The 20,930-nt window shown below is 37.7% G+C and carries 18 protein-coding genes and 2 pseudogenes; 14 read left to right on the top strand and 6 right to left on the bottom strand.

Features of this window, described 5'->3' with window-relative positions; all coding sequences use genetic code 11:
• Nucleotides 1-785: hypothetical protein (locus H6F45_RS20860; RefSeq protein WP_199301869.1), on the top strand; the 785-nt coding region annotated here is incomplete at its 5' end.
• A gap of 199 nt (nt 786-984) precedes the next feature.
• On the opposite strand, the gene H6F45_RS20855 is transcribed toward H6F45_RS20860, so the two are convergent.
• A complete protein-coding gene (locus H6F45_RS20855; protein ID WP_190348278.1) occupies nt 985-1,776 on the bottom strand; it encodes an RNA polymerase sigma factor SigF in 792 nt (263 codons plus the stop codon).
• Between the two features lie 154 nt (nt 1,777-1,930).
• Between H6F45_RS20855 and H6F45_RS20850 the strand changes: the two genes are divergently transcribed.
• The 3 genes and pseudogenes from H6F45_RS20850 to H6F45_RS26720 all read left to right on the top strand — a co-directional run.
• Nucleotides 1,931-2,104, top strand: a complete 174-nt coding sequence (locus tag H6F45_RS20850) for a hypothetical protein (RefSeq protein WP_190348282.1) — start codon at nt 1,931-1,933, stop codon at nt 2,102-2,104.
• Nucleotides 2,105-2,133: 29 nt separating this feature from the next.
• Nucleotides 2,134-3,429 carry an adenylosuccinate lyase gene (gene purB / locus H6F45_RS20845; protein ID WP_096567980.1) on the top strand — a complete coding sequence of 432 codons (1,296 nt, stop codon included), beginning with the start codon at nt 2,134-2,136 and terminating at the stop codon, nt 3,427-3,429.
• Nucleotides 3,430-3,801: 372 nt separating this feature from the next.
• Nucleotides 3,802-3,900 (top strand): annotated as a pseudogene (locus tag H6F45_RS26720) (DUF4126 domain-containing protein); the annotation flags it as partial.
• Between the two features lie 130 nt (nt 3,901-4,030).
• On the opposite strand, the gene hemH reads toward H6F45_RS26720, so the two are convergent.
• Nucleotides 4,031-5,197, bottom strand: coding sequence for a ferrochelatase (gene hemH / locus H6F45_RS20840; protein WP_096568808.1), 1,167 nt, complete (start codon nt 5,195-5,197; stop codon nt 4,031-4,033).
• Between the two features lie 93 nt (nt 5,198-5,290).
• Between hemH and H6F45_RS20835 the strand changes: the two genes are divergently transcribed.
• Nucleotides 5,291-5,917 carry a class I SAM-dependent methyltransferase gene (locus tag H6F45_RS20835; protein WP_190348277.1) on the top strand — a complete coding sequence of 209 codons (627 nt, stop codon included), beginning with the start codon at nt 5,291-5,293 and terminating at the stop codon, nt 5,915-5,917.
• 131 nt (nt 5,918-6,048) lie between these two features.
• Here the strand turns inward: H6F45_RS20835 and H6F45_RS20830 are convergent, their stop codons facing one another.
• Both H6F45_RS20830 and uvsE read right to left on the bottom strand, forming a co-directional pair.
• Nucleotides 6,049-7,647, bottom strand: a complete 1,599-nt coding sequence (locus H6F45_RS20830) for an Hsp70 family protein (RefSeq protein WP_137667708.1) — start codon at nt 7,645-7,647, stop codon at nt 6,049-6,051.
• Nucleotides 7,648-7,694: 47 nt separating this feature from the next.
• Entirely contained in the window at nt 7,695-8,651 is a 957-nt protein-coding gene (uvsE, locus tag H6F45_RS20825; RefSeq protein ID WP_190348276.1) for a UV DNA damage repair endonuclease UvsE, read from the bottom strand.
• A 62-nt stretch (nt 8,652-8,713) separates the two neighbouring features.
• Between uvsE and H6F45_RS26715 the strand changes: the two are divergent.
• Nucleotides 8,714-9,172, top strand: a pseudogene (locus tag H6F45_RS26715) (hypothetical protein); the annotation flags it as partial.
• Nucleotides 9,173-9,560: 388 nt separating this feature from the next.
• Nucleotides 9,561-10,916 (top strand): bifunctional UDP-N-acetylglucosamine diphosphorylase/glucosamine-1-phosphate N-acetyltransferase GlmU, encoded by a 1,356-nt coding sequence (gene glmU / locus H6F45_RS20815; protein WP_190348275.1) that lies wholly within the window; start codon nt 9,561-9,563, stop codon nt 10,914-10,916.
• Between the two features lie 159 nt (nt 10,917-11,075).
• Here the strand turns inward: glmU and H6F45_RS20810 are convergent, their stop codons facing one another.
• Nucleotides 11,076-13,346 carry a bifunctional (p)ppGpp synthetase/guanosine-3',5'-bis(diphosphate) 3'-pyrophosphohydrolase gene (locus H6F45_RS20810; protein WP_190348274.1) on the bottom strand — a complete coding sequence of 757 codons (2,271 nt, stop codon included), beginning with the start codon at nt 13,344-13,346 and terminating at the stop codon, nt 11,076-11,078.
• A gap of 276 nt (nt 13,347-13,622) precedes the next feature.
• Between H6F45_RS20810 and patD the strand changes: the two genes are divergently transcribed.
• The 5 genes from patD to H6F45_RS20785 all read left to right on the top strand — a co-directional run bounded on the left by patD (nt 13,623) and on the right by H6F45_RS20785 (nt 18,539).
• Nucleotides 13,623-13,976, top strand: a complete 354-nt coding sequence (gene patD, locus H6F45_RS20805; protein WP_137667702.1) for a heterocyst frequency control protein PatD — start codon at nt 13,623-13,625, stop codon at nt 13,974-13,976.
• A 93-nt stretch (nt 13,977-14,069) separates the two neighbouring features.
• Nucleotides 14,070-15,335: a hypothetical protein gene (locus H6F45_RS20800; RefSeq protein WP_190348273.1), complete on the top strand. Its 1,266-nt coding sequence runs from the start codon at nt 14,070-14,072 to the stop codon at nt 15,333-15,335.
• 23 nt (nt 15,336-15,358) lie between these two features.
• Nucleotides 15,359-17,029, top strand: coding sequence for an ABC transporter ATP-binding protein (locus H6F45_RS20795; RefSeq protein ID WP_190348272.1), 1,671 nt, complete (start codon nt 15,359-15,361; stop codon nt 17,027-17,029).
• 44 nt (nt 17,030-17,073) lie between these two features.
• Nucleotides 17,074-17,793, top strand: coding sequence for a class I SAM-dependent methyltransferase (locus H6F45_RS20790; protein WP_137667699.1), 720 nt, complete (start codon nt 17,074-17,076; stop codon nt 17,791-17,793).
• 248 nt (nt 17,794-18,041) lie between these two features.
• Nucleotides 18,042-18,539, top strand: coding sequence for a GNAT family N-acetyltransferase (locus tag H6F45_RS20785; protein WP_096572713.1), 498 nt, complete (start codon nt 18,042-18,044; stop codon nt 18,537-18,539).
• Between the two features lie 131 nt (nt 18,540-18,670).
• Here H6F45_RS20785 and H6F45_RS20780 read toward each other — a convergent pair whose 3' ends face one another.
• Entirely contained in the window at nt 18,671-19,069 is a 399-nt protein-coding gene (locus H6F45_RS20780; protein WP_096568837.1) for a hypothetical protein, read from the bottom strand.
• A 144-nt stretch (nt 19,070-19,213) separates the two neighbouring features.
• Between H6F45_RS20780 and pyrE the strand changes: the two genes are divergently transcribed.
• Nucleotides 19,214-19,828 (top strand): orotate phosphoribosyltransferase, encoded by a 615-nt coding sequence (gene pyrE / locus H6F45_RS20775; RefSeq protein ID WP_096568840.1) that lies wholly within the window; start codon nt 19,214-19,216, stop codon nt 19,826-19,828.
• 114 nt (nt 19,829-19,942) lie between these two features.
• Nucleotides 19,943-20,659 (top strand): pirin family protein, encoded by a 717-nt coding sequence (locus H6F45_RS20770; protein ID WP_277877007.1) that lies wholly within the window; start codon nt 19,943-19,945, stop codon nt 20,657-20,659.
• Nucleotides 20,660-20,930 lie beyond the last annotated feature (271 nt).

The raw sequence follows: 20,930 nt of genomic DNA, 5'->3' as shown, positions 1-20,930 counted from the left end.
CTACCTCTAACACAGAAAAACGCTATGCTGATAAATTATATCAAGTGTGGTTACTAGATAACACAGAAATTTGGATATTAATTCACATCGAAGTACAAAGTCAATACGATGAAGAATTTTCCCAAAGAATGTATATCTATAACTACCGATCCTTTGATTTATACCATAAACCAGTAGTTAGTTTAGCCATATTAGGAGATGAAAGCAAAACATGGCGACCTAATAGTTATCAATATGGTTTAGGTAAGAGTGAGGTTGTGTGTAAGTTTGATACAGTCAAACTCATAGATTACAAATGGGAAGCACTAGAGCAAAGCAGCAATCTATTTGCTATATTAGTAATGGCACATTTAAAAACCAAAACTACTACCAACAAACTCGCAGATAGGGAGCAGTGGAAATGGATATTAATTAGAAGTTTATATGAGCGAGGTTTAAACAGATATGACATTGAAAACCTCTTTAGATTTATTGACAAAATGATGTCATTAACTAAGGAATTACAACAGAAATTGCTCACCAAAATAACCGAGTATGAAAAGGAGAGAGAAATGCCTTTTTTAACCCCTACTGAAGAATTATTTATTGCAAGAACTCGCCAACAAGATATCATTAAACTTCTACAAGTCAAGTTTGGTGATGTTCCCGAAATACTGAGCAAAAATATTCAGAAGATTGATGATCTAACCGCTTTAGAAGAATTATTTGTATCATCAATTACGATTACTTCTTTGGCAGAATTTACCAATTTAGTCAATTCTAAATTACCAAGATCAGAAGATTAGAAAAACCCAGGGGTAGAGAAATATTGAATTAACTTTAATCATCTTGAATGATAGTAAATTTATTTCTCTACTTCCTTTGAATGATTGCCTGATAGCGATCGCCGATATAAAATCTAGGTAATAGGTGATTGGAAAAAATAAAATTTATTTCCCAGTCACCAGTCCCCAGTCCCTAGTCCCTAGTCACCAGTTACCAAAACTAAGCACTCATTACATCTGTCTCACCTTGCGGTTGCAAATAGCAAATTAATTGTTGAATACCTTTATGCAGATAGCGAGTAACAGTCATCGGACTAGCACCAATTTTTTTACCTGCATCCTTGCGAGTTAGTTCCTTAACTAATACCAACTCTACAGCCATCCGGGGTTTATCATCTAACATCCTCATCGCCCCTTGTAGCTGTAGTCTTTCTTCCTCTTGTTGCTGAAGCATCGTAGTATGGGGACAAGGAAGTATATCACCCAAGGTCATTTGATAATCTACGCTGTTAGTTGGGGTAGCATCTAAACTTAAAGGCATCCGGTTTTGATTTGCTAACTTACATTCTTGCCATTCTTGTACAGAAATATGCAGTTTTTCAGCAATTTCCGTATCTTTGACAGGACGACCCAAAGATAATGTTAATTCTTTACAAAGAAGTTGCCCCTGATTGTAAAGTTCTTGCCAACGGCGGGGTATTTTAACTAAAGTCGAGCGATCGCGTAAAAAATGCAATATTTCGCCGCGAATATAAGGTACAGCAAAGGAACTGAAAGCATATCCTTGAGAGGGATCGAAACGCTCAATAGCCCGGATCAACCCCAAATAACCAATTTGTTCTAAGTCTTCATAAGGTTCATGGCATTGATGGGTAAACTTATAAGCCATCTTCCGCACCAAACCCTTATGTATCTCTACCAGTCGGTTACGCAGTTGAATCGAAGGATTTTGGTGGTATAAGTGTAATAACTCCATACCATCAGGTTGGATAGAGGTTTCACTTTTTGCCATATCAATTCCTTTGTAGTAATCCCTTGTTCTGCACAATGGGGTTAGTATAATTTCTTTAAATCTTTAATTATTTTCCTCAGTCCGTACTAAATAAGCTATCGTTGTTTTACTGAATTTTAAATCAAATTGAACGCATACTTACGTAATTTTACTATTGCTTAACAAAGGTTTGCTGAAGAGGCAGGAGGCAGGAGGCAGGAGGCAGAAGGCAGAAGGCAGAAGGGAAATATTTTTCCCCAGTCACCAGTCCCCAGTCCCCAGTCCCCAGTCACCAGTCCCCAATCACCAATCACCAATCACCAATCACCAATCACCAATTCCCTTGTAAAATATGACAGTTGTATTATATGCCCGAATGTGATTGAGCGTTATACTTTGCCCGAAATGGGCAATCTGTGGAATGAAAACTATAAGTTACAAACCTGGCTACAGGTAGAAATTGCTGTTTGTGAAGCTCAGGCAGAACTAGGTTATATTCCTAAAGAAGCAGTAGCAGAAATTAAAGCCAAGGCGAATTTTGACCCCAAGCGGGTGTTAGAAATTGAGGCGGAAGTTCGCCATGATATGATTGCTTTCTTGACAAATGTCAATGAATATGTTGGTGATGCTGGACGTTATATTCACCTGGGTTTAACCAGTTCCGATGTACTGGATACGGCATTAGCACTACAATTAGTTGCTAGTTTGGATATCTTGTTACAACGATTAGAAGATTTAATTGGGGCAATTCGCAACAAGGCCAGAGAACACCGTTATACTGTGATGATTGGGCGATCGCATGGTATCCACGCTGAACCTATCACATTTGGTTTTAAATTAGCTGGTTGGTTAGCGGAAGTATTGCGACATCAAGAACGTTTGCAAGTCCTGAAAAAAAATGTCGCTGTTGGTAAAATATCCGGGGCGGTGGGAACTTATGCAAATATTGAACCCCGTGTAGAAGCGATCGCTTGTCAAAAACTCGGACTTAAACCCGATACCGCTTCCACTCAAGTTATTTCCCGTGATCTTCATGCCGACTTTGTGCAACAATTAGCTTTACTGGCGGCATCTATAGAACGCTTTGCCGTAGAAATTCGCAACTTGCAAAAAACCGACGTTTTAGAAGTTGAAGAATACTTCTCCAAAGGTCAAAAAGGCTCTAGTGCCATGCCTCACAAACGCAACCCCATCCGCTCAGAAAGACTGACAGGAATGGCGCGACTGGTAAGAAGTCATGCAGGAGCAGCTTTAGAAGACGTAGCTTTATGGCATGAACGAGATATTTCTCACAGTTCCGTCGAACGGGTAATTTTACCAGATGCTTGCATTTTAACACACTTTATGCTCCATGAGATCACCGACTTGGTGACAAATTTGCTGGTATATCCCCAGAACATGGAACGCAACCTTAACTGCTATGGTGGAGTCGTCTTTAGTCAAAAGGTTCTCTTAACCTTAGTAGATAAAGGACTTAGCCGGGAAGAAGCTTATAGCATAGTTCAGCAAAATGCCCATACTGCTTGGAATAAACCAGAAGGTAATTTCCGTAATTTGATTAGTAAAGACCCCCGTGTAACTGCAAACTTGTCAGCAGCAGAAATAGATGCTTGTTTTGATCCACAAAACCATCTGAGACATTTAGATCAAGTTTATCAAAGACTGGGAATTTAAAATTCAGGAATCAGGAGTCAAAACTAGAAGTGAGAAACTGTTCCCGGATCTACCTGTGGAAATATGAACTTTTCACATCTTAATTGCTTCTGACTCCTGTATTTTTGACAATTTGGTACAGGTTCTGATCCTTCATAACGGAAAAATCGTCAATCCAAAATCGATTGACTCCTGAACTCCTAACCCTCACGAAAAGACTTTTTCAGCAAATCCTACTTGCATGATACTTGTATATTAAGATAACTTGAATCCATAAAATTACTGATTTAGTGAAGAATCTGCTAATTGATGTGCAAAAATTTTCAATTTAAATTCCTATATATCTACCCAAACATCTGAACTATAGATTACAACTTTGTATATAGCACCCAACAAGGAGGATTAATAGCTTTAATTCTGCTCTGGTTTGCAGTTCGTAGTGCTGCACAGTGGTATCACTGGTATTGGGAAAATCGTAAGAATAGGGAATAGGGACTGGTGACTGGTGACTGGGTATACAATTTTGGATTTTGGATTTTGGATTTTGGATTGTATTTCATGAATCCAATCTAAAATCTAAAATCTAAAATCTAAAATTCTCCTGCCTCCTGCCTCCTGTCACCTACTGTAAAAGCCCTATAGCATGGAGTAAGCCTCGACCGGTGATAATTTCGATGATCAAGGCAATGAAACCAAGCATGGCAATTCTACCATTCCAGACTTCGGCGCTAGTTGTCATTCCCCATTCCCAACGTTCTTGAGGATACATTTTCACCTTTTTTTTCATCTGGGTAACTTGGGAAAGTTTGAGATCCGGTTTTTCCAAAGACTCAATTACCAAATCTGCCAGTGCTTGAATAAATACTGGATGAGTGTTGGGAGCAGCAGCACGTCGGAAGTTTTCAATTCCTGCTTCTTCGGCTATTTCCCGATATTCAATATCAATTTCTTGCAAAGTTTCGATGTGTTCAGAAACAAAACTAATGGGTACTACTACCAAATCTTTAACGCCTTTTTCACCCAGTTCTTTTAAGGCATCCTCAGTATAAGGTTGTAGCCATTCCACCGGACCGACACGACTTTGATAAGCTAAGGTGTGGGCGTTGGGGCGATTAAGAGTTTGCATAATTAATTGAGTACATTCCTCAATTTCCTGCTGATAAGGATCGCCTGCTTCTACAACATAGCTTTTTGGTACACCGTGGGCGCTAAAAAAGATGTGTGCCTGATCCGGGTTGGGAAATTGATTTAGTTGCTCAATGATCAGTTCCGCCATTGCTTGCAAGTAACCTGGTTGTTTGTACCAGGAAGCAATCACAGTGTATTCCAAAGGTTGAAGTTTTGGGTTTTCTTGCCAAAGTTTTTCTAACAACCGGAAACTAGAACCACTGGTACTAATAGAAAATTGGGGATAAAGTGGCAAAATTACCAACTTGTCAATGTTATCCTGTGCCAGTTGGGCGATCGCTTCTTCTGTGTAGGGATGCCAATAACGCATTCCCACATAGATATTTGCTTCTTTACCCATAGCATCCAATTGGGTTTTTAACGCTTCCCCCTGTTCTTCTGTGATGCTTCGCAATGGTGAACCCCCACCAATTTGCTTATAATTCTCTTGTGATGTTTTTTCTCGCCGTGTGGCAATAAACCAAGCTAATGGTTTTTGCATCCATCGAAATGGTAGGCGAATAATTTCGGGATCTGAAAACAGGTTATATAAGAATGGACCCACATCTTCTAATTTATCAGGTCCACCTAGATTGAGTAATAATACGCCTACACGACCCATAGCAGTTACTTTCCCCCAATCTTTACAATTTTTTTACTAATGTTAACAATATATCTTTATTCAATATAAAGCTTAACGTTAAGGAAATATGCAATGGCAACAATTTTTCGAGACTTGAGTTACCGCTATCAATGGTTATATGATGCCATATCCCGGTTAGCAGCCCTGAGTGTGGGCGGTGAGGGGCGTTTTCGTCAACTCGCTTTACAAGGTTTAAACCTCAACTCAGATACTAAAATTCTAGATTTATGCTGTGGTAGTGGTCAAGCTACGGCTTTTTTGGTGAAATTATCACAAAATGTTACAGGATTGGATGCTTCGCCTTTATCTTTACAACGGGCAAAAAAGAATGTGCCGAATGCTACTTATGTAGAAGCTTATGCGGAAAATATGCCTTTTACAGATCATGAGTTTGATGTGGTGCATACTAGCGCCGCTTTACATGAAATGCAACCTGAACAATTAAGAAAAATCATCCAAGAGGTTTATAGAGTATTAAAACCAGGGGGAATTTTTACTTTAGTAGATTTTCATCCTCCCACAAATCCTATATTTTGGCCTGGTTTATCAGTGTTTTTTTGGTTGTTTGAAACGGAAACAGCTTGGCAGTTATTAAAAACTGATTTACCTGGTTTATTAAGAGAATCTGGTTTTGATGTTGGTAAACCAATTTTATATGCTGGTGGTAGTTTACAGGTAATTGTCAGTAGCAAGGCTTGAAAAAATAGGGAACAGGGAAAATAAAATCCGTTCTTCCTGACTCCTGTAAGGGCGAAGCATTGGGAAAATAGCCTTTTCATAAAATTGATAATTGGTCGCCCGAATGCTTCGCCCCTACGACTCCTGCCTCCTTAACTCAATTGTGCCACAAGTTGATTTTCTACCAGGGTATTATTTGTTAATAAGTCCTCAACGGTAATTCTTAAAAATCGTTGTTCATCAACTTGAAACATGACTTTAATGCGATCGCTCCCCGGAAAACCAGGGGGTGTAAGTTTAGCAATTTTTCTGGCTTCTTCTGTATCATTCAGCGGTTTAACTGTAGTTGTCACAGACTCAAGTTTGCGAGTTACTAAGCGATCGCCATCAAAATAAACTTCTGTACCTCCGGTTTCTGCTCCTAATTCTCCTAAAATTAACTCAATACTCGGCTGATTTTCCCTAGAAGCACCTAAAACTAATTCTACTGGTTGACTCATGGGATAAGCTTGTCCGGCTTTAATTATTGGTTGCCAACTGTGACGTTGGTTGCGTCTATCCCAGTACCGCACTCCATAGCTATGATACAAAAAGTCCTTGATTTCTAAACCTTGGGTAATTTGTAATGCACCTTGAGCGATCGCTTCAAAAGGTTTTTGATAACGGATTTTTTCTGGTTCAAAATATTGCTGTACCCATGTATTTACTACTGGTAATTGTACAGTTCCACCCACTAACAAAACTGCATTAATATCATCTAGTTCTATACCTTGACGACGGGCTTGTTGTAACAAGGTCATCATGGTATCATGTAACTTATCAAAAAATCCATGATCTTTGAGAATATTCTCTAAAGTTTGACGGTCAAGATCCAATTCATAACTTTCAAAAGTTTCATCATTAAAATAAACTTCACTGGCTTTATTTTGGGTAGATAATTGAATTTTTACCCGTTCTGCTAACCGAGTAATTATAGAATTAACTGGCAACCCTTTAGTTTTGACAAAATAATCAACTATCCAATTATCAATATCTGTACCACCTAAATTTTGCCCCGCTTTTGCTAATACACGGGCTGTTTTTACCTTTTGTTTGGAATCTTCCGCTAAAGATTTATTACCCCACTTTAATAAAAATCCTACTGGTTTAGTATTAGTTTGTGCCTGTTGATCTAAACGTACCAAAGATAAATCTAATGTTCCACCACCAAAATCAATTACTAACAAATTTTCTTGTGCTGTTAAACCATAACCTAAAGCTGCGGCAGTAGGTTCATCTAACATCCTAACTTGTTCTACTGGAAGTGCTTGAAAAACTTTGCCTAACCAGTGACGATAAGCTTCAAAACTGTCTACAGGTACTGTTAAAACCAAAGAATCTAAACCACCTTCTATTAGTGTTAATTCTTCGATTACCCTGGTTAAAAACCATTTACCTATTTTTTCAAAGGTGACGATTTCTCCATCTAGTTCTGGTAAAAAACCCTGAATATCTGCGCCAATACCGCGTTTAAAACTACGGAAAAATCGGTTATCATCTTTGAGATCCAAACCGCGATCGCGCACTTGCTGTCCAACTAAAACTTTACTTTCACTCGCTGCTTCTACATATACTAAACTGGGAATCAGTGGGGGATTAAGACTTTGTTGCAGGGATAAACCCGGTAAAGTCAAAGTTTCCGGTTGCTGGGTAACGGGATTCCAGCGAGTAATAACTGTGTTGCTAGTACCAAAATCAATCGCGATCGCCATTTCTCAATTTATTATTGATCAACTAATTAAGTAAAGTTAATATAACGTTAATTATTCTGCATTAACCACCAATCCCGCAAATGGGCGATCGCTTTTTCTTTGTGTTTGGCTTCTACTTCTATCCAGGGTACTTGGTGGTAAGCTTGAGGCATGGCTGTAATTAAATCACTGTGTTTTCTATCATTAAAACCTGTTTCCCCATTAGAAATATGTACTAACTGCCAATCTGGATTTTCCCAAGTTTCTCGCGCCCCTAAAACCATAGATTCTACACTAGGATGATCATAAGAATCTAACTTTTCATAGCAAATATGGTGATGTGCATCAAAAACCATCGGTATACCAGCTTGTTGACATACCTCTAAAATCTCCTGAGCATTATAAGCATATTCATCATTTTCTAAAGTTAAGCGGTTTTTAATACCTGGTGGTAGTTCAGAAATTACTTTTACCAATTTTTCCCCACGTTGAGATTTACCACCATGAATATTCATTAACGCCCAAGGTGACTGAGGTAAACCAAGTAAATCTAAAGTGTAGGCGTGGTTTGTTAAAATTTTGATACTATTTTCTATGACTTCATCAGAATCAGAACTCAAGACTACAAACTGATCAGGATGTAAAACCATTCTGATGTTTAAATTTTCTGCCCTTTGTCCAATTTTAGATAAATCTTCCCTCATTTCTTCTAATATATTTCCACCAATTTTATCTTCCATATCACTCATCGGAAATAAAGCCGAAGTCATGCGATAAAGGCGAATATTTTGCTTTTGACAGAAAGTTAACGCCCCATCCAAGCAGCGCAAATTATTTTGATAAAGTTCTTTTAGGGTATCTTCTCTTTGTTGAGGAGAAAGTTTTAAATAACGGGTCCGGGTAATAGTCCGAAAACGCACTTGTTTATCAATAGTGATACAAACCAAACCTAAATGTGGCTCAGTTTGGTTTTGCTGTTGTGGATTTATTTTTTTTAATGTTATCTCTCTTTGTTGTAATTTCATATTTTTTTGGTAATTGGTAATTGGTAATTGGTAATTGGTAATTGGTAATTGGTAATTGGTAATTGGTAAATGCTATATATGCAAATCTAAGTTTAACAGATTCCATATCATAATTTCAAGAAAATGTGAAGAAACTTTTAGATTTGACAAAAATCGAAGAGTGGGATGGACGAACTGTAAAAGAAAGAGAAGAAAAAATAAGAGAAGCGGCATTAGTGTTAGCGGATCAATGTATTGCAATGTTATTGCATAAGCTTTCTCAATCAGAAGTGGCTCATGAAACAGCAATAAATCAAACCAAAGGTTATTGGCATCCCAAGACAAAAAGACATAGTTGTAGAAAAAGAGAAATATTAACAGTAGGTAATGTTTTAGTAACGCTCAAATGACCTTAATTATTAACAATCTATGTAGTTGATGAACAGGGGAAAAAAGTAAAAACTCAGAATATCCCTATTACCAACGATAGAACTTATGAAGATTATAAGGTATTCTTACCAATCTTAGAAATGCACCTAATTAGGGTTTGCTGAAAAAGTCCTTTTGTGAATATTAAGGAGTATGGCTAACGCCACGCTTACTTCGACAGGCTCAGTACAAGTCGCTATCAAGGAGTCAGGAGATCACAGTATATTTGGGAGTTACTGGTTTTCCCCAACATAGTGCTAGTGGTACAGCATTAATTCAAACTGCTGATGCTGTTCTTTGCCTTGCTAAAGCTGCTGGGCGTAACCAAGTTGTGGTTGTACCTTAGAAATTATGAATTTGAAGGAGCTACTCCTGACTCCTGACTCCTGACTGCTCACCCACACAGAAAGACTTTGTCAACTCTAGATAATTAACTGATATGATTTAGCCTTGAATCTCCCAGTCAAAAAAGCATTTATTGTCATTTACTGATAATTAATTATGGTTGTTGTAGCAATTCTCGCCGCTGGAAAAGGCACAAGAATGAAATCTCATCTACCTAAAGTTTTACATTCTTTGGGTGGAAAATCTCTAGTCGAGAGAGTTATTGATAGTCTAGAACCCCTTGCACCTGAACGCAGGTTAGTAATTGTTGGGTATCAATCTAAAGAAGTAAAAACTGCTTTAGGTGGAAATTCTGAATTGGAATTTGTGGAACAAACTGTACAATTAGGCACAGGACACGCTATTCAACAATTACTTCCTCATTTAGAAGGTTACACTGGGGATTTGTTAATTTTAAATGGTGATGTGCCTTTGTTGCAAACTAAAACTCTGAAAAACTTATTACAAATTCATCAAGAAAATCAAAATTCCTGTACTATTCTCACAGCACATTTATCAAATCCCCAAGGTTACGGAAGAGTTTTTTGTGATGAAAACGGCATTGTGCAGGAAATAGTTGAAGATAAAGATTGCACTCCTGAACAAAGAAAAAATCACCGTGTTAATGCTGGTATTTACTGTTTCCGCTGGTCTGATTTAGCAAAATTTTTACCACATTTACAAAATAATAATGCCCAAAAAGAATATTATCTCACTGATGCTGTTACCCAAGTAGGTAAGGTGATGGCTGTAGATGTGGAAGATGACCAAGAAATTCTGGGAATTAATGATAGATTGCAATTAGCCACAGCTTACGAGATTTTGCAAAGACGTATTCAGGAAAAATGGCTTTTGGCAGGTGTGACGATTATTGATCCTGCTAGTGTGACAATTGATGAAACTGTAGAATTACAGCCAGATGTGATTATTGAACCTCAAACTCATTTACGGGGTAAAACATTGATTAAATCTGGTAGTCGCATAGGACCTGGAAGTTTAATTGAAAATAGCCAGTTGGGTGAAAATGTCACTGTGCAATATTCTGTAGTCAAAGATAGTTTTGTGGACGCAGGAACTCGTATTGGTCCTTATGCTCATTTGCGTGGCCATGCGGAAGTGGGTGAAAATTGCAGAATTGGTAATTTTGTAGAGTTGAAAAATACTCAATTAGGAGATGGTTCTAATGTTGCACACCTTTCTTATTTGGGTGATACAACTGCGGGAACTCAGGTAAATATTGGTGCAGGAACAATTACCGCTAATTATGATGGAGTGAAAAAACATAGAACCAGAATAGGCGATCGCACCAAAACCGGTTCTAATAGTGTTTTAGTCGCACCTATTACCATCGGTAATGATGTTTATATTGCCGCAGGTTCAACGGTGACAGAAGATGTGGAAAATGAAGCTTTAGTCATTGCCCGGAGTCGTCAGGTAGTTAAACCAGGTTGGAAGATCAAAGCTGAAAGTTGAGGAAATTTCAATAATTGACAATTAACAATGAACAATTGACAATTACCTCTCCCTTGAAGGGAGAGGATTGAAAAAGCGGATTTTTGATTTTTCCCCTGGAAAGGGGAGGTTTTAAACCTTGAATGAAACAATTATCAATTTTCAATTGTCAATTTTCAATTACTTTGACTCTTCCATTTGACCAACTCTGCGAATGTTAAGAATATCACTCATTTTTCTAATCTGCACAAACAGATGTTCTAATTGATTGCGATCGCGGATCTCAATACCCAAATCCATCAATGCTGGTTGTCCCAAAGCTGTTTTCACATTAGCATGACGCACATTGATGCCTTGATCACTCAACCGCGATAAAATATCTTTTAAGATTCCCACTCGATCCAAAGTTTCAATTTGAATCTCTATGGGGTAAGTGTGAGGACGGCCATGATGTTCTATTGCTGTATTCCATCTTACGGGTACTAGGCGCTCACATTCCACATTGTCCACATTATGACATCCTTGGCGATGAATGGATATACCCCGTCCCCGCGTTACCACCCCAATAATAGCTTCACCAGGAATCGGCGTACAACATCCAGCTATATGATAAACCAATCCTTCTACGCCAATAATCGGTGAATCACTAGCACGGGATGTACTGGGTGAGGTTTCCCGTGTAGTTTTTGATGTTGATTCTTTGGGGATAAATGGAATCACATCAGCTACAGGTTGTTGTGCTTTTACCACTTCTCGCCAGCGGTTTAACACTAAGTTTAAGGTAATTTCCCCGTAACCTAAACCTGCCAGTAAATCTTCCACACTGTGATAATTGCACTTTTCTGCCACAGTTTGCATTGCGTCTGATTTCAACAAGTGATCAAAACCTGTTTTCCCTAGTTCCTTCTCTAATAAATCCCTTCCCCGCGCTAGATTTTCTTCCCTGCGCGATCGCTTATACCATTGTTTAATCCGATATTTCGCCGCCGAAGTCCTGACAAAATTCAACCAATCCAAACTCGGATGGCTATTTTTTTGCGTAATAATATCAACAATATCCCCATTTTGTAATCGGGTGGATAACGGCACAATGCGCCCATTTACCCGCGCCCCTGCACAATGGTTTCCGACCTCTGTATGAATTCGATAAGCAAAATCTATACTTGTAGATCCCGGACTTAGAGGTACCACATCCCCCTTTGGAGTGAAAACATAAACATCATCTTCAAATAAATTATCTTTGATACTATCTAAATATTCTTGCGCGTCTTTTAAATCACTCTGCCATTCCAATAGTTGCCGCAACCAAGTAAATTTTTCATCTGCTCCTGTTACCTGACTGGTAGAACCACCTGTTTCTTTATACTTCCAATGGGCAGCAATCCCATACTCCGCAACATGGTGCATTTCCATTGTGCGAATTTGCACTTCCAACGGGCGACCAGTCAAACCTATCACCCCTGTATGCAAGGATTGGTAACGGTTAGGTTTAGGTAAACCAATGTAATCTTTAAATCTGCCGGGAATAGGACGAAAAGCATCATGAACCACCGCCAAAGCCCGATAACATTCTTCATTTGTTTGGACAATGATTCTCAGTGCAGCCAAATCATAAATTTCATGAAATTCTTTTTGCTGTCGCTGCATTTTTTGATAAATGCTATACAGATGTTTGGGGCGACCGCTAACCTCCAAACATTTAATACCCGCTTGTTGCATTCTCTCCCGCAACACTTCCTTAGCTTTAGTCAATTTTTCTTCCCGTGCTGTCCTTTTTTCCGCAACGTGCTGTTGAATTTCTCGGTAAGCATCAGGTTCTAAATATTTAAAGGCTAAATCCTCTAATTCCCATTTAATATGCCAAATCCCCAAACGATTGGCTAAAGGTGCAAAGATATCTCGTGTTTCCTGGGCGCTGCGGCGACGGCTGGCTTCTGACATATATTGCAATGTTCGCATATTATGCAAACGATCCGCCAATTTCACCACAATTACCCGAATATCCTGCGCCATTGCCAAAAACATTCGCCGGAAGTTTTCCGCTTGACTTTCGGTTTTACTGGTGAAATTAATTTTAGAAAGCTTGGTGACACCTTCTACCAGTTGGCGCACTTCTGCCCCAAAATTTTCTTCTATTTGTTCAATTGTAACTTCTGTATCTTCAACTACATCATGAAGAAATCCAGCTGCTATCATAGCAGCACTACCACCTAAGTCTCGTAGTAAATCAGCTACGGCTACAGGATGGGCAATATACCCTTCTCCAGATTTACGATACTGTCCTTGATGCAGTTGATAGGCAAATTTAAAGGCATTACAAATCAAAGTGGCATCATTGTGCGTTCGGTCATCTTCTCCCGTGTTGCTTTTCGCTAATGTTTCTCGTAAACATTTTTTAAGCCATTCCGGGAGACTAACATCAACGGAGGAATCAACAAGTAAGCTGCTCATACAAGAGAAATGATAAGTTTTTCGTGGATCGGTGAGATATAGATGAAAATGACAGCATCTTCTATTGATGATGCTGCCCTACAGACGGGTGGGAAAAATTTTGTCAGAATGATTTTCTGATTACCTGATGATCTCATGACTGATCAGCCTGACTATCCATAAGAATCAACCAAGTCTCACAGATGGTTTTAAGGCTATTCTTAGGAATGAGTTGGGAAAAAGGTTTATTCTAGAAATAAATTTTCTTGTAGTTTATACTATCTCAACTAGCACCAAATGTCTTTAAATCTGCAAAAATATCAGGAATTGACAACATTACTGGAGGAATTACGCTCCAATGTTAACAAAACTCTATTAGATATTCCTACCTTGCGATCGCATCTAGCCGATTTACAGCATTTTTTTTTACAAGAAATCGCTCCCTTCACTGATTTAAACTACCGCCAGCAGTCTTATCAAACGGAAATTAGCAAGCAACTTCGTTTATTAGAAGTAGATGTAATTTTTTTACAAGGCGCAAGACAGTCTACTACAATACAGGCACGATTAAAAACAATTACAGAGCGCATTAATATTTTAATTCGATTCTGTGAGACTATTTTACACCCAGATGAGAAGGGAGAATATTAACTAATATGAATCTGCTATCAAGGCAATAGTTTTCATGGTAGGTTGGTTGCAACTACATGACAAACACACTCATTTTGGTATAAAATATTCTGTATGTTTACTAAAATACGTAACATTTTAGCTCAATTTTTTAACAACTCCAGAACAATCAACAACGAACCACTAAATAAAGTGAGTTTGATTGTAATCATTATAGTAGATATTTTCATTTTAATCAATGTTTTTACAGGTTTAGAGGATATTAGTAGATGGCATCTAAGCCCCTACCAAGCCTATCCGTGTTATTCAGAATGGGAGAATTATCAAAAGCAAAGTGATAAAAATAAAGATTATGACATGATCATAAGCTCAGTACCATTGAACAATAATCAACCGCAGTTTCAAGCAGAATATCAACAGCAAGAAATTGGACATTTAGGGAAAGTTTCAGAAATATGTATAAATTATGCCGAGTTAAAAGACAGACTGAATAATAACCTAAATCAAAAAAATATTACAAATATAAATCTACGCCAGGAGAAAATTAATCAATTAGAACAAGCGAATATAAATATTCGCAATCAATATGATTCAACGCTGTTGGAAAAAATTGCGGGACAGTCATCTGAAAAATCTATCAATCAAGTCAGTGCTGAAAAAGCTAAACAAGACTTAGATAAAAATCAACAACAAATTGGACAAATTAAACAAGAAATTAATAATCTTAAAAACCAACTTCTTACTAAACCAGAAAGTCTTAATTTTCTATCTTTTATCAAAGATGAGAATAAATTCACGGCAGTTAAACAAGGTTATGAAAGAGCCTCGTTTTGGTATCCTAGTATCCAGCTTACATTTCAATCTATCTTTCTACTACCTTTAATTATTATTGCTTTATTAGTCTATAGAATAAGTCAAAGTCGAGGATATGGACTTATTGGATTAATTAGCTGGCACTTACTGGTAATATTTTTGATTCCTCTTGTTCTCAAAGTCTTAGAATTTCTGCAAGTTGGTGTAGTCTTTCAATTCTTATTAAGTGTTGTTAACAAACTATTGGGTGGGTTACTATTCTTAATTAGTTATGTTTATATCTTGCTAATTCCTCTCATAGGTTTTGGAATTATCAAGTTCTTTCAAGGAGTAGTATTTAATAGCAAAGTTCAAGCTGCTAAGAGAGTTCAAAAATCACAATGTATCAATTGTGGAAAAACTCTTAAATCCAATAATGCCCATTGTCCTCATTGCGGTTATTATCAATATATAGAGTGTCACAATTGCCATAATTTAACTTACAAAAAGTTACCTTATTGTTATCATTGTGGAACTGAGCAAAATTCTAGTCAGATACAAGACGTTGGATCAGTAGACAATAAATAGACGATAATTAACTATAATTAACCATGAGTGAAACCTTATTTAGTATTGAAAATCTCCGCGTAGCTTATCCCCAATTTGACGAAGAAGCACCAATCTGGGCGGTTAATGATGTATCTTTTGCACTTCAACCAGGGGAAAAAATGGGCTTGGTGGGTGAGTCGGGTTGTGGTAAATCTACTATTGGCAGGGCAATTATGCGTTTGTTACCTGCCTCTAGTCGAGTTGAAGGTAAGATAATTTTTCGTGATGATTCCGTATTAGATTTAACACCTGTGCAAATGCAAAAGTTTCGCGGTGAAGCAGTAGCTTTGGTGTTTCAAGATCCCATGACAAGATTAGATCCTTTAATGACTATTGGTAATCATTGTTTAGAGACCTTGGCAGCGCATTCACCAGAATTAACTAAACAACAAGCGAAAGAAAAAGCTTTAGCAACTTTAGAAAAGGTGAAAATTCCTGCAAGTCGTTGGAGTCAGTACCCCCATGAGTTTAGCGGAGGGATGCGTCAAAGAGTTGCTATTGCGTTAGCCTTACTGTTGAATCCTAAATTAATTGTTGCTGATGAACCCACGACTAGCTTAGATGTTACCGTTTCTGCTCAGATTTTACAAGAACTAACGCGGTTATGTGCAGAAGACAATATGGGATTATTATTAATTTCCCATGATTTAGCAATGGTAGGGGAATATTGCGATCGCATTGGGGTCATGTATCAAGGTAAAATGGTAGAAACAGGGAAAACAGAAAATGTCTTTAAAAATCCTCAACATGAATACACCCAATCTTTATTAAAAGCAGCATTACATATTCAACAAGAAGAGGTAACAGGGAACACTTCGACAAGCTCAGTGCATCGCAGGGAACAGGGAACAGTAATTAAAGAAAAACCAATTTTAAAACTTACAGAACTGCAAAAACATTATACCATAGAACCGAATTTTATTGAAAGAATATTTAAAGGTGAAGGACAACAAATTAAAGCTGTAGATGGTATTAATTTAGAATTATATCCAGGGGAAATATTAGGATTAGTGGGAGAATCTGGTTGTGGGAAAAGTACACTTTCTCGGACTATTTTACAATTAATTCCTCCCACTGGGGGAAAAGTGGAATTTTTAGGACAGGATTTAACTAAATTATCCCGTAAAGAAATTCGCGCTTCCCGCAGACAAATCCAAATGGTATTTCAAGATCCTCATGCTTGTTTAAATCCTGCCATGACAGTGGGACAAAGTATAGCAGATCCCCTATTAATTCACAACTTAGCTAATGCTGAAAAAGCCAAAGAAAAGGTTTTATGGATGTTGGAAAAAGTGGGATTAACACCAGCAGAAATGTATTATCAACGTTATCCCTCAGATTTATCGGGAGGACAACAACAAAGGGTAGCCATAGCACGGGCTTTAATTACTCGTCCTAAATTAGTAATATGTGATGAACCAGTGAGTATGTTAGATGCCAGTGTACAATCACAAGTTTTAGATTTAATGCTACAATTAAAAGACGAATTTGAGTTAACCTATTTATTTATTACCCATGATTTATGGTTAGCTCGTTTTTTGTGCGATCGCATAGCCGTTATGAATGGTGGTAAAATTGTAGAACTAGGAAATACAAAAGAAATTTTTGCTCATCCCCAACATCCCTACACAAAAACTTTACTAGCTGCTGCACCATCATTAGCTAGAGTTTAATATCATTATTATCCATTACCCATTACCCATTACCAAATTAAATAATGTCTAAAAATCAACCGATAAATTCATTTAAAAATAAAAACTATTCCTTGGATAAATGGCAAGAGAGAATAGCACAAATCGCCTATCGTTTCAATAAAGAATATCAAAAAGAACCCTTTGAAGTACCCGCAGAAGTAGAAGAAATGCCAATCTATAAAGAATGGAAAAATGGCATTTTAGCTTATAAAATTGCTTCCCCATTTTGGGAAATTGCCCAACCGCAAAAAAACCAACGTTGTTTAGACATTGGTTGCGGAGTCAGCTTTTTAATCTATCCTTGGAGAAATTGGCAAACATATTTTTATGGTCAAGAAATTAGTAATATAGCCAGAGATACACTAAATTCTCGTGGTTCACAACTAAATTCAAAACTATTCAAAGGTGTTGAATTAGGTCCAGCACACCAATTAAACTATGATGCAGCACAATTTGATTTAGTTATAGCTACAGGATTTAGTTGTTATTTTCCCCTAGAATATTGGCAATCTGTTTTATCAGAAGTCAAAAGAGTATTAAAACCAGGTGGATATTTTGTATTTGATATTCTTAACTCAGAACAACCATTAGCGGAAGATTGGGCAGTTTTAGAAACCTATTTAGGTGCAGAAGTGTTTTTAGAAACTGCATCCGATTGGGAAAAAACAATTAAAAATGCAGGTGCGAAAATAGTTAAAAAGCAATTAGGAGAATTATTTGAATTGTACAAAATCAGATTTTAAAAGTTCATTAAAATTTCACTTATTCAACCTCTTGCTTTTTAACATTACTACAATAAACCTAAGAGGATGTTTTAAAAGTCTCTCATGACTGTAAATTAATACTAATTCACAACGTAAGTTTCTAGTGAACTAAACTATCTAATGATGAAACAATAAATCTTGATTAAAAATGCTCATAAATTTTGCGGTGACAGTGTATGATTTGTGAAGATTGTACCGATAATTTGAATTTTGCCCAAAAAGCCGCAATGATTATTCGCCATGCCACAGAAACAGACTTACCAGAAATTGTAGCCATTTATAACGCTGCTGTTCCCACACGCATGGCAACAGCCGATTTAGAACCCGTAACCGTAGAAAGTCGCATTGCCTGGTTTCAGGGAAGAGTACCTTCACAACGTCCCCTGTGGGTAGTAGAAATAGATGGGATGATTGCCGGATGGCTGAGTTTTCAATCCTTTTATGGTAGACCAGCTTACCATTCCACCGCCGAAATTAGTATTTACATTTCCCCAAACTTTCAAAAACGTGGTTTAGGAAAGTTACTTTTAGAAAAAGCAATTAATGAAAGTCCAAGTTTGGGGTTAAAAACTTTAGTTAGTTTTATTTTTGCTCACAATCAACCTAGTTTAAAACTATTTGCTAAATTGGGTTTTCAAAACTGGGGATATTTACCCAAAATAGCTGATTTAGCCGGCGTAGAAAGAGATTTAATTATTCTGGGTTTACGAGTTGGGGAAAAGTGAAATAGGTGATAGGTGACTGGTGATAGGTGACTGGTGATAGGTGACTGGTGATAGGTGACTGGGGACAGGAGGATAATATTAATTTTTGTCTATTCCCTATTCCCTGTTCCCTATTCCCTGTTCCCTAATAATTAACGAGAAGTTAAACTATCAAAGCGATATTCAGTACCAACCCTGAGTCTATTAGCATTGTACTCAGGAGACATCAACAGCGAAGAATTGTAAGGATTGGGTAAATCAGGGGTACGAAGATAAGGATCATTCTGTGCTTGCTGCATGATAACATCATGATACACAATGTTAACTAACTGACCATCTTTAGCTATTTCATTATCAGGAAAAGTAGTTCCGAACTTACCCCCAGGACCTAATAAAGAATCTACCTGACGCTGTAAACTGCCATTGTCATAAAAATTAGGATGATTGCGAAAATAAGCTCTATCGAAAGCATTGCTGGTTGATTCATAATTTTCTGTTTGCATCTCAGCAACTGCAACTACAGGAAATGTAGTAGTAGCAAGTAGTACCATCAACCCACCCAATCCAGGCAAATTTATACTCAAGTTTACAACTCCTCAATTTTTAGGCAAACTTGGGCAACTCTTAATTTATGCTTAATTTCAGAACTTTCATTAGTTCAACCTTTGGTGTAGCACAACTTTTAACGGTTTGTAATGTCGTATTCTACTGAAACATCCAACCCATCGGATATTTGGGCAACCACTACTGATTTAACCACCCTGCGTCAGAAGTTACTAAATTTATTTTGCCAACTTGCTTATCAAGAAGGTGATTTTGTTCTTTCCTCTGGACAACGTAGTTCTTACTATATTAATGGTAAACAGGTTACACTCCACCCCCAAGGAGCTTTAGCTATAGGTAGGTTGATATTACATATTCTACCAGTAGATACACAGGCTGTCGCAGGTTTAACTCTGGGTGCTGACCCTATTGTTTCCGCTGTCAGTGTGGTTTCTGTCTATGAAAATCGCCCCATACCAGCGTTAATTATTCGCAAAGAAGCTAAGGGGCATGGCACAATGGCTTACATTGAAGGTCCTACTTTACCCACGGGTGCAAAAGTTGTAGTCCTGGAAGATGTAGTGACAACTGGCCAATCTGCACTGAAAGCAGTTGAACGTTTACAAGCAGCAGGTTATACCGTTGATAGGGTAATTTCTTTGATCGACAGACTTCAAGGAGGCGCAGAATTATATAAATCTGCTGGTTTACAGTTTGATGCGCTCTTTTCTATTCAGGATTTACAAGCAAGGTATCAGCAAATATAGGGGACTGGGGACACTTCGACAAGCTCAGTGCATCGCTGGGGACTGGGGACTGGGGACTGGGTTAAATTATCCTTGATCTCCTGACTCCTGACTCCTATTTTAAGAGGTGAAATTATGTCTCAAAATACCATTAACTACATGATTCATAAATCCAATTTACGGGGTCATAGTAAAATTGATTGGTTGGATAGTTATCATACATTTTCCTTTAGTCATTTTTATGATCCCGACCGCATGGGATTCCGTTCCCTCAGAGTCATTAATGATGACAGTATTGCTGCTGGTGCTGGTTTTCCAACTCATGGACATCGAGATATGGAAATTCTCACCTATGTTTTATCAGGTGCAGTAGAACATAAAGATAGTTTGGGTACAGGTTCGGTGATTCGTCCAGGTGATGCTCAAATTATGAGTGCTGGTACAGGAATCATGCACAGTGAATTTAATCATTCCCAAACTGAAGAATTACACCTGCTGCAAATATGGATTTTGCCGGATCAACAACGTTTAAAACCAAGATATGAACAAAAAGCTTTTTCTGTAGAAGATAAAAAGGGAAAACTAAGGTTAATTGGTTCTCAAGATGGTCGTGATGGATCTATCACTATTCATCAAGATATTGATTTATATGCCTCTATCTTAGAAAAAGGTGATGTGATTAATTATTATGTTCAACTCTATCGTTATGCTTGGTTGCAAATAGCTACAGGTGAAGCAATCTTTAATGGAAAACAACTCCAAGCAGGTGATGGAGTGCAAATTACTGGAGAGCAGAAAATAGAACTGAGTACAAATCAGAACGCGGAAATTTTACTTTTTGACTTGGCTTAAATAGGGGTTGCTGAATAAACCTAAAACCTTGATATATCAAAGGTTAGAGGCTGATAAACACAGAAATTAGTGCAAGGGTTTTGAAGGGTATACCGGAAAAAGTGTGCATTTTTTGGGATTTCAAGAGATGGCAAAGAAATTTTCAAATCTCCTCCTGACTCCTGACTCCTATGCCCTCACGGAAAGACTTTCTCAGCAACCCCTAAATAGGGTTTGCTGTATCGAAAACAGATAAAGCTTGGCTAACGCGTAGCGTGCCGTTATTCATAAA

Source organism: Sphaerospermopsis sp. FACHB-1194 (assembly GCF_014696235.1).
Classification (GTDB): domain Bacteria; phylum Cyanobacteriota; class Cyanobacteriia; order Cyanobacteriales; family Nostocaceae; genus Sphaerospermopsis; species Sphaerospermopsis kisseleviana.
Note: the sequence above shows the minus strand (reverse complement) of the source record. Positions and strands in the feature narration are given on the sequence as shown.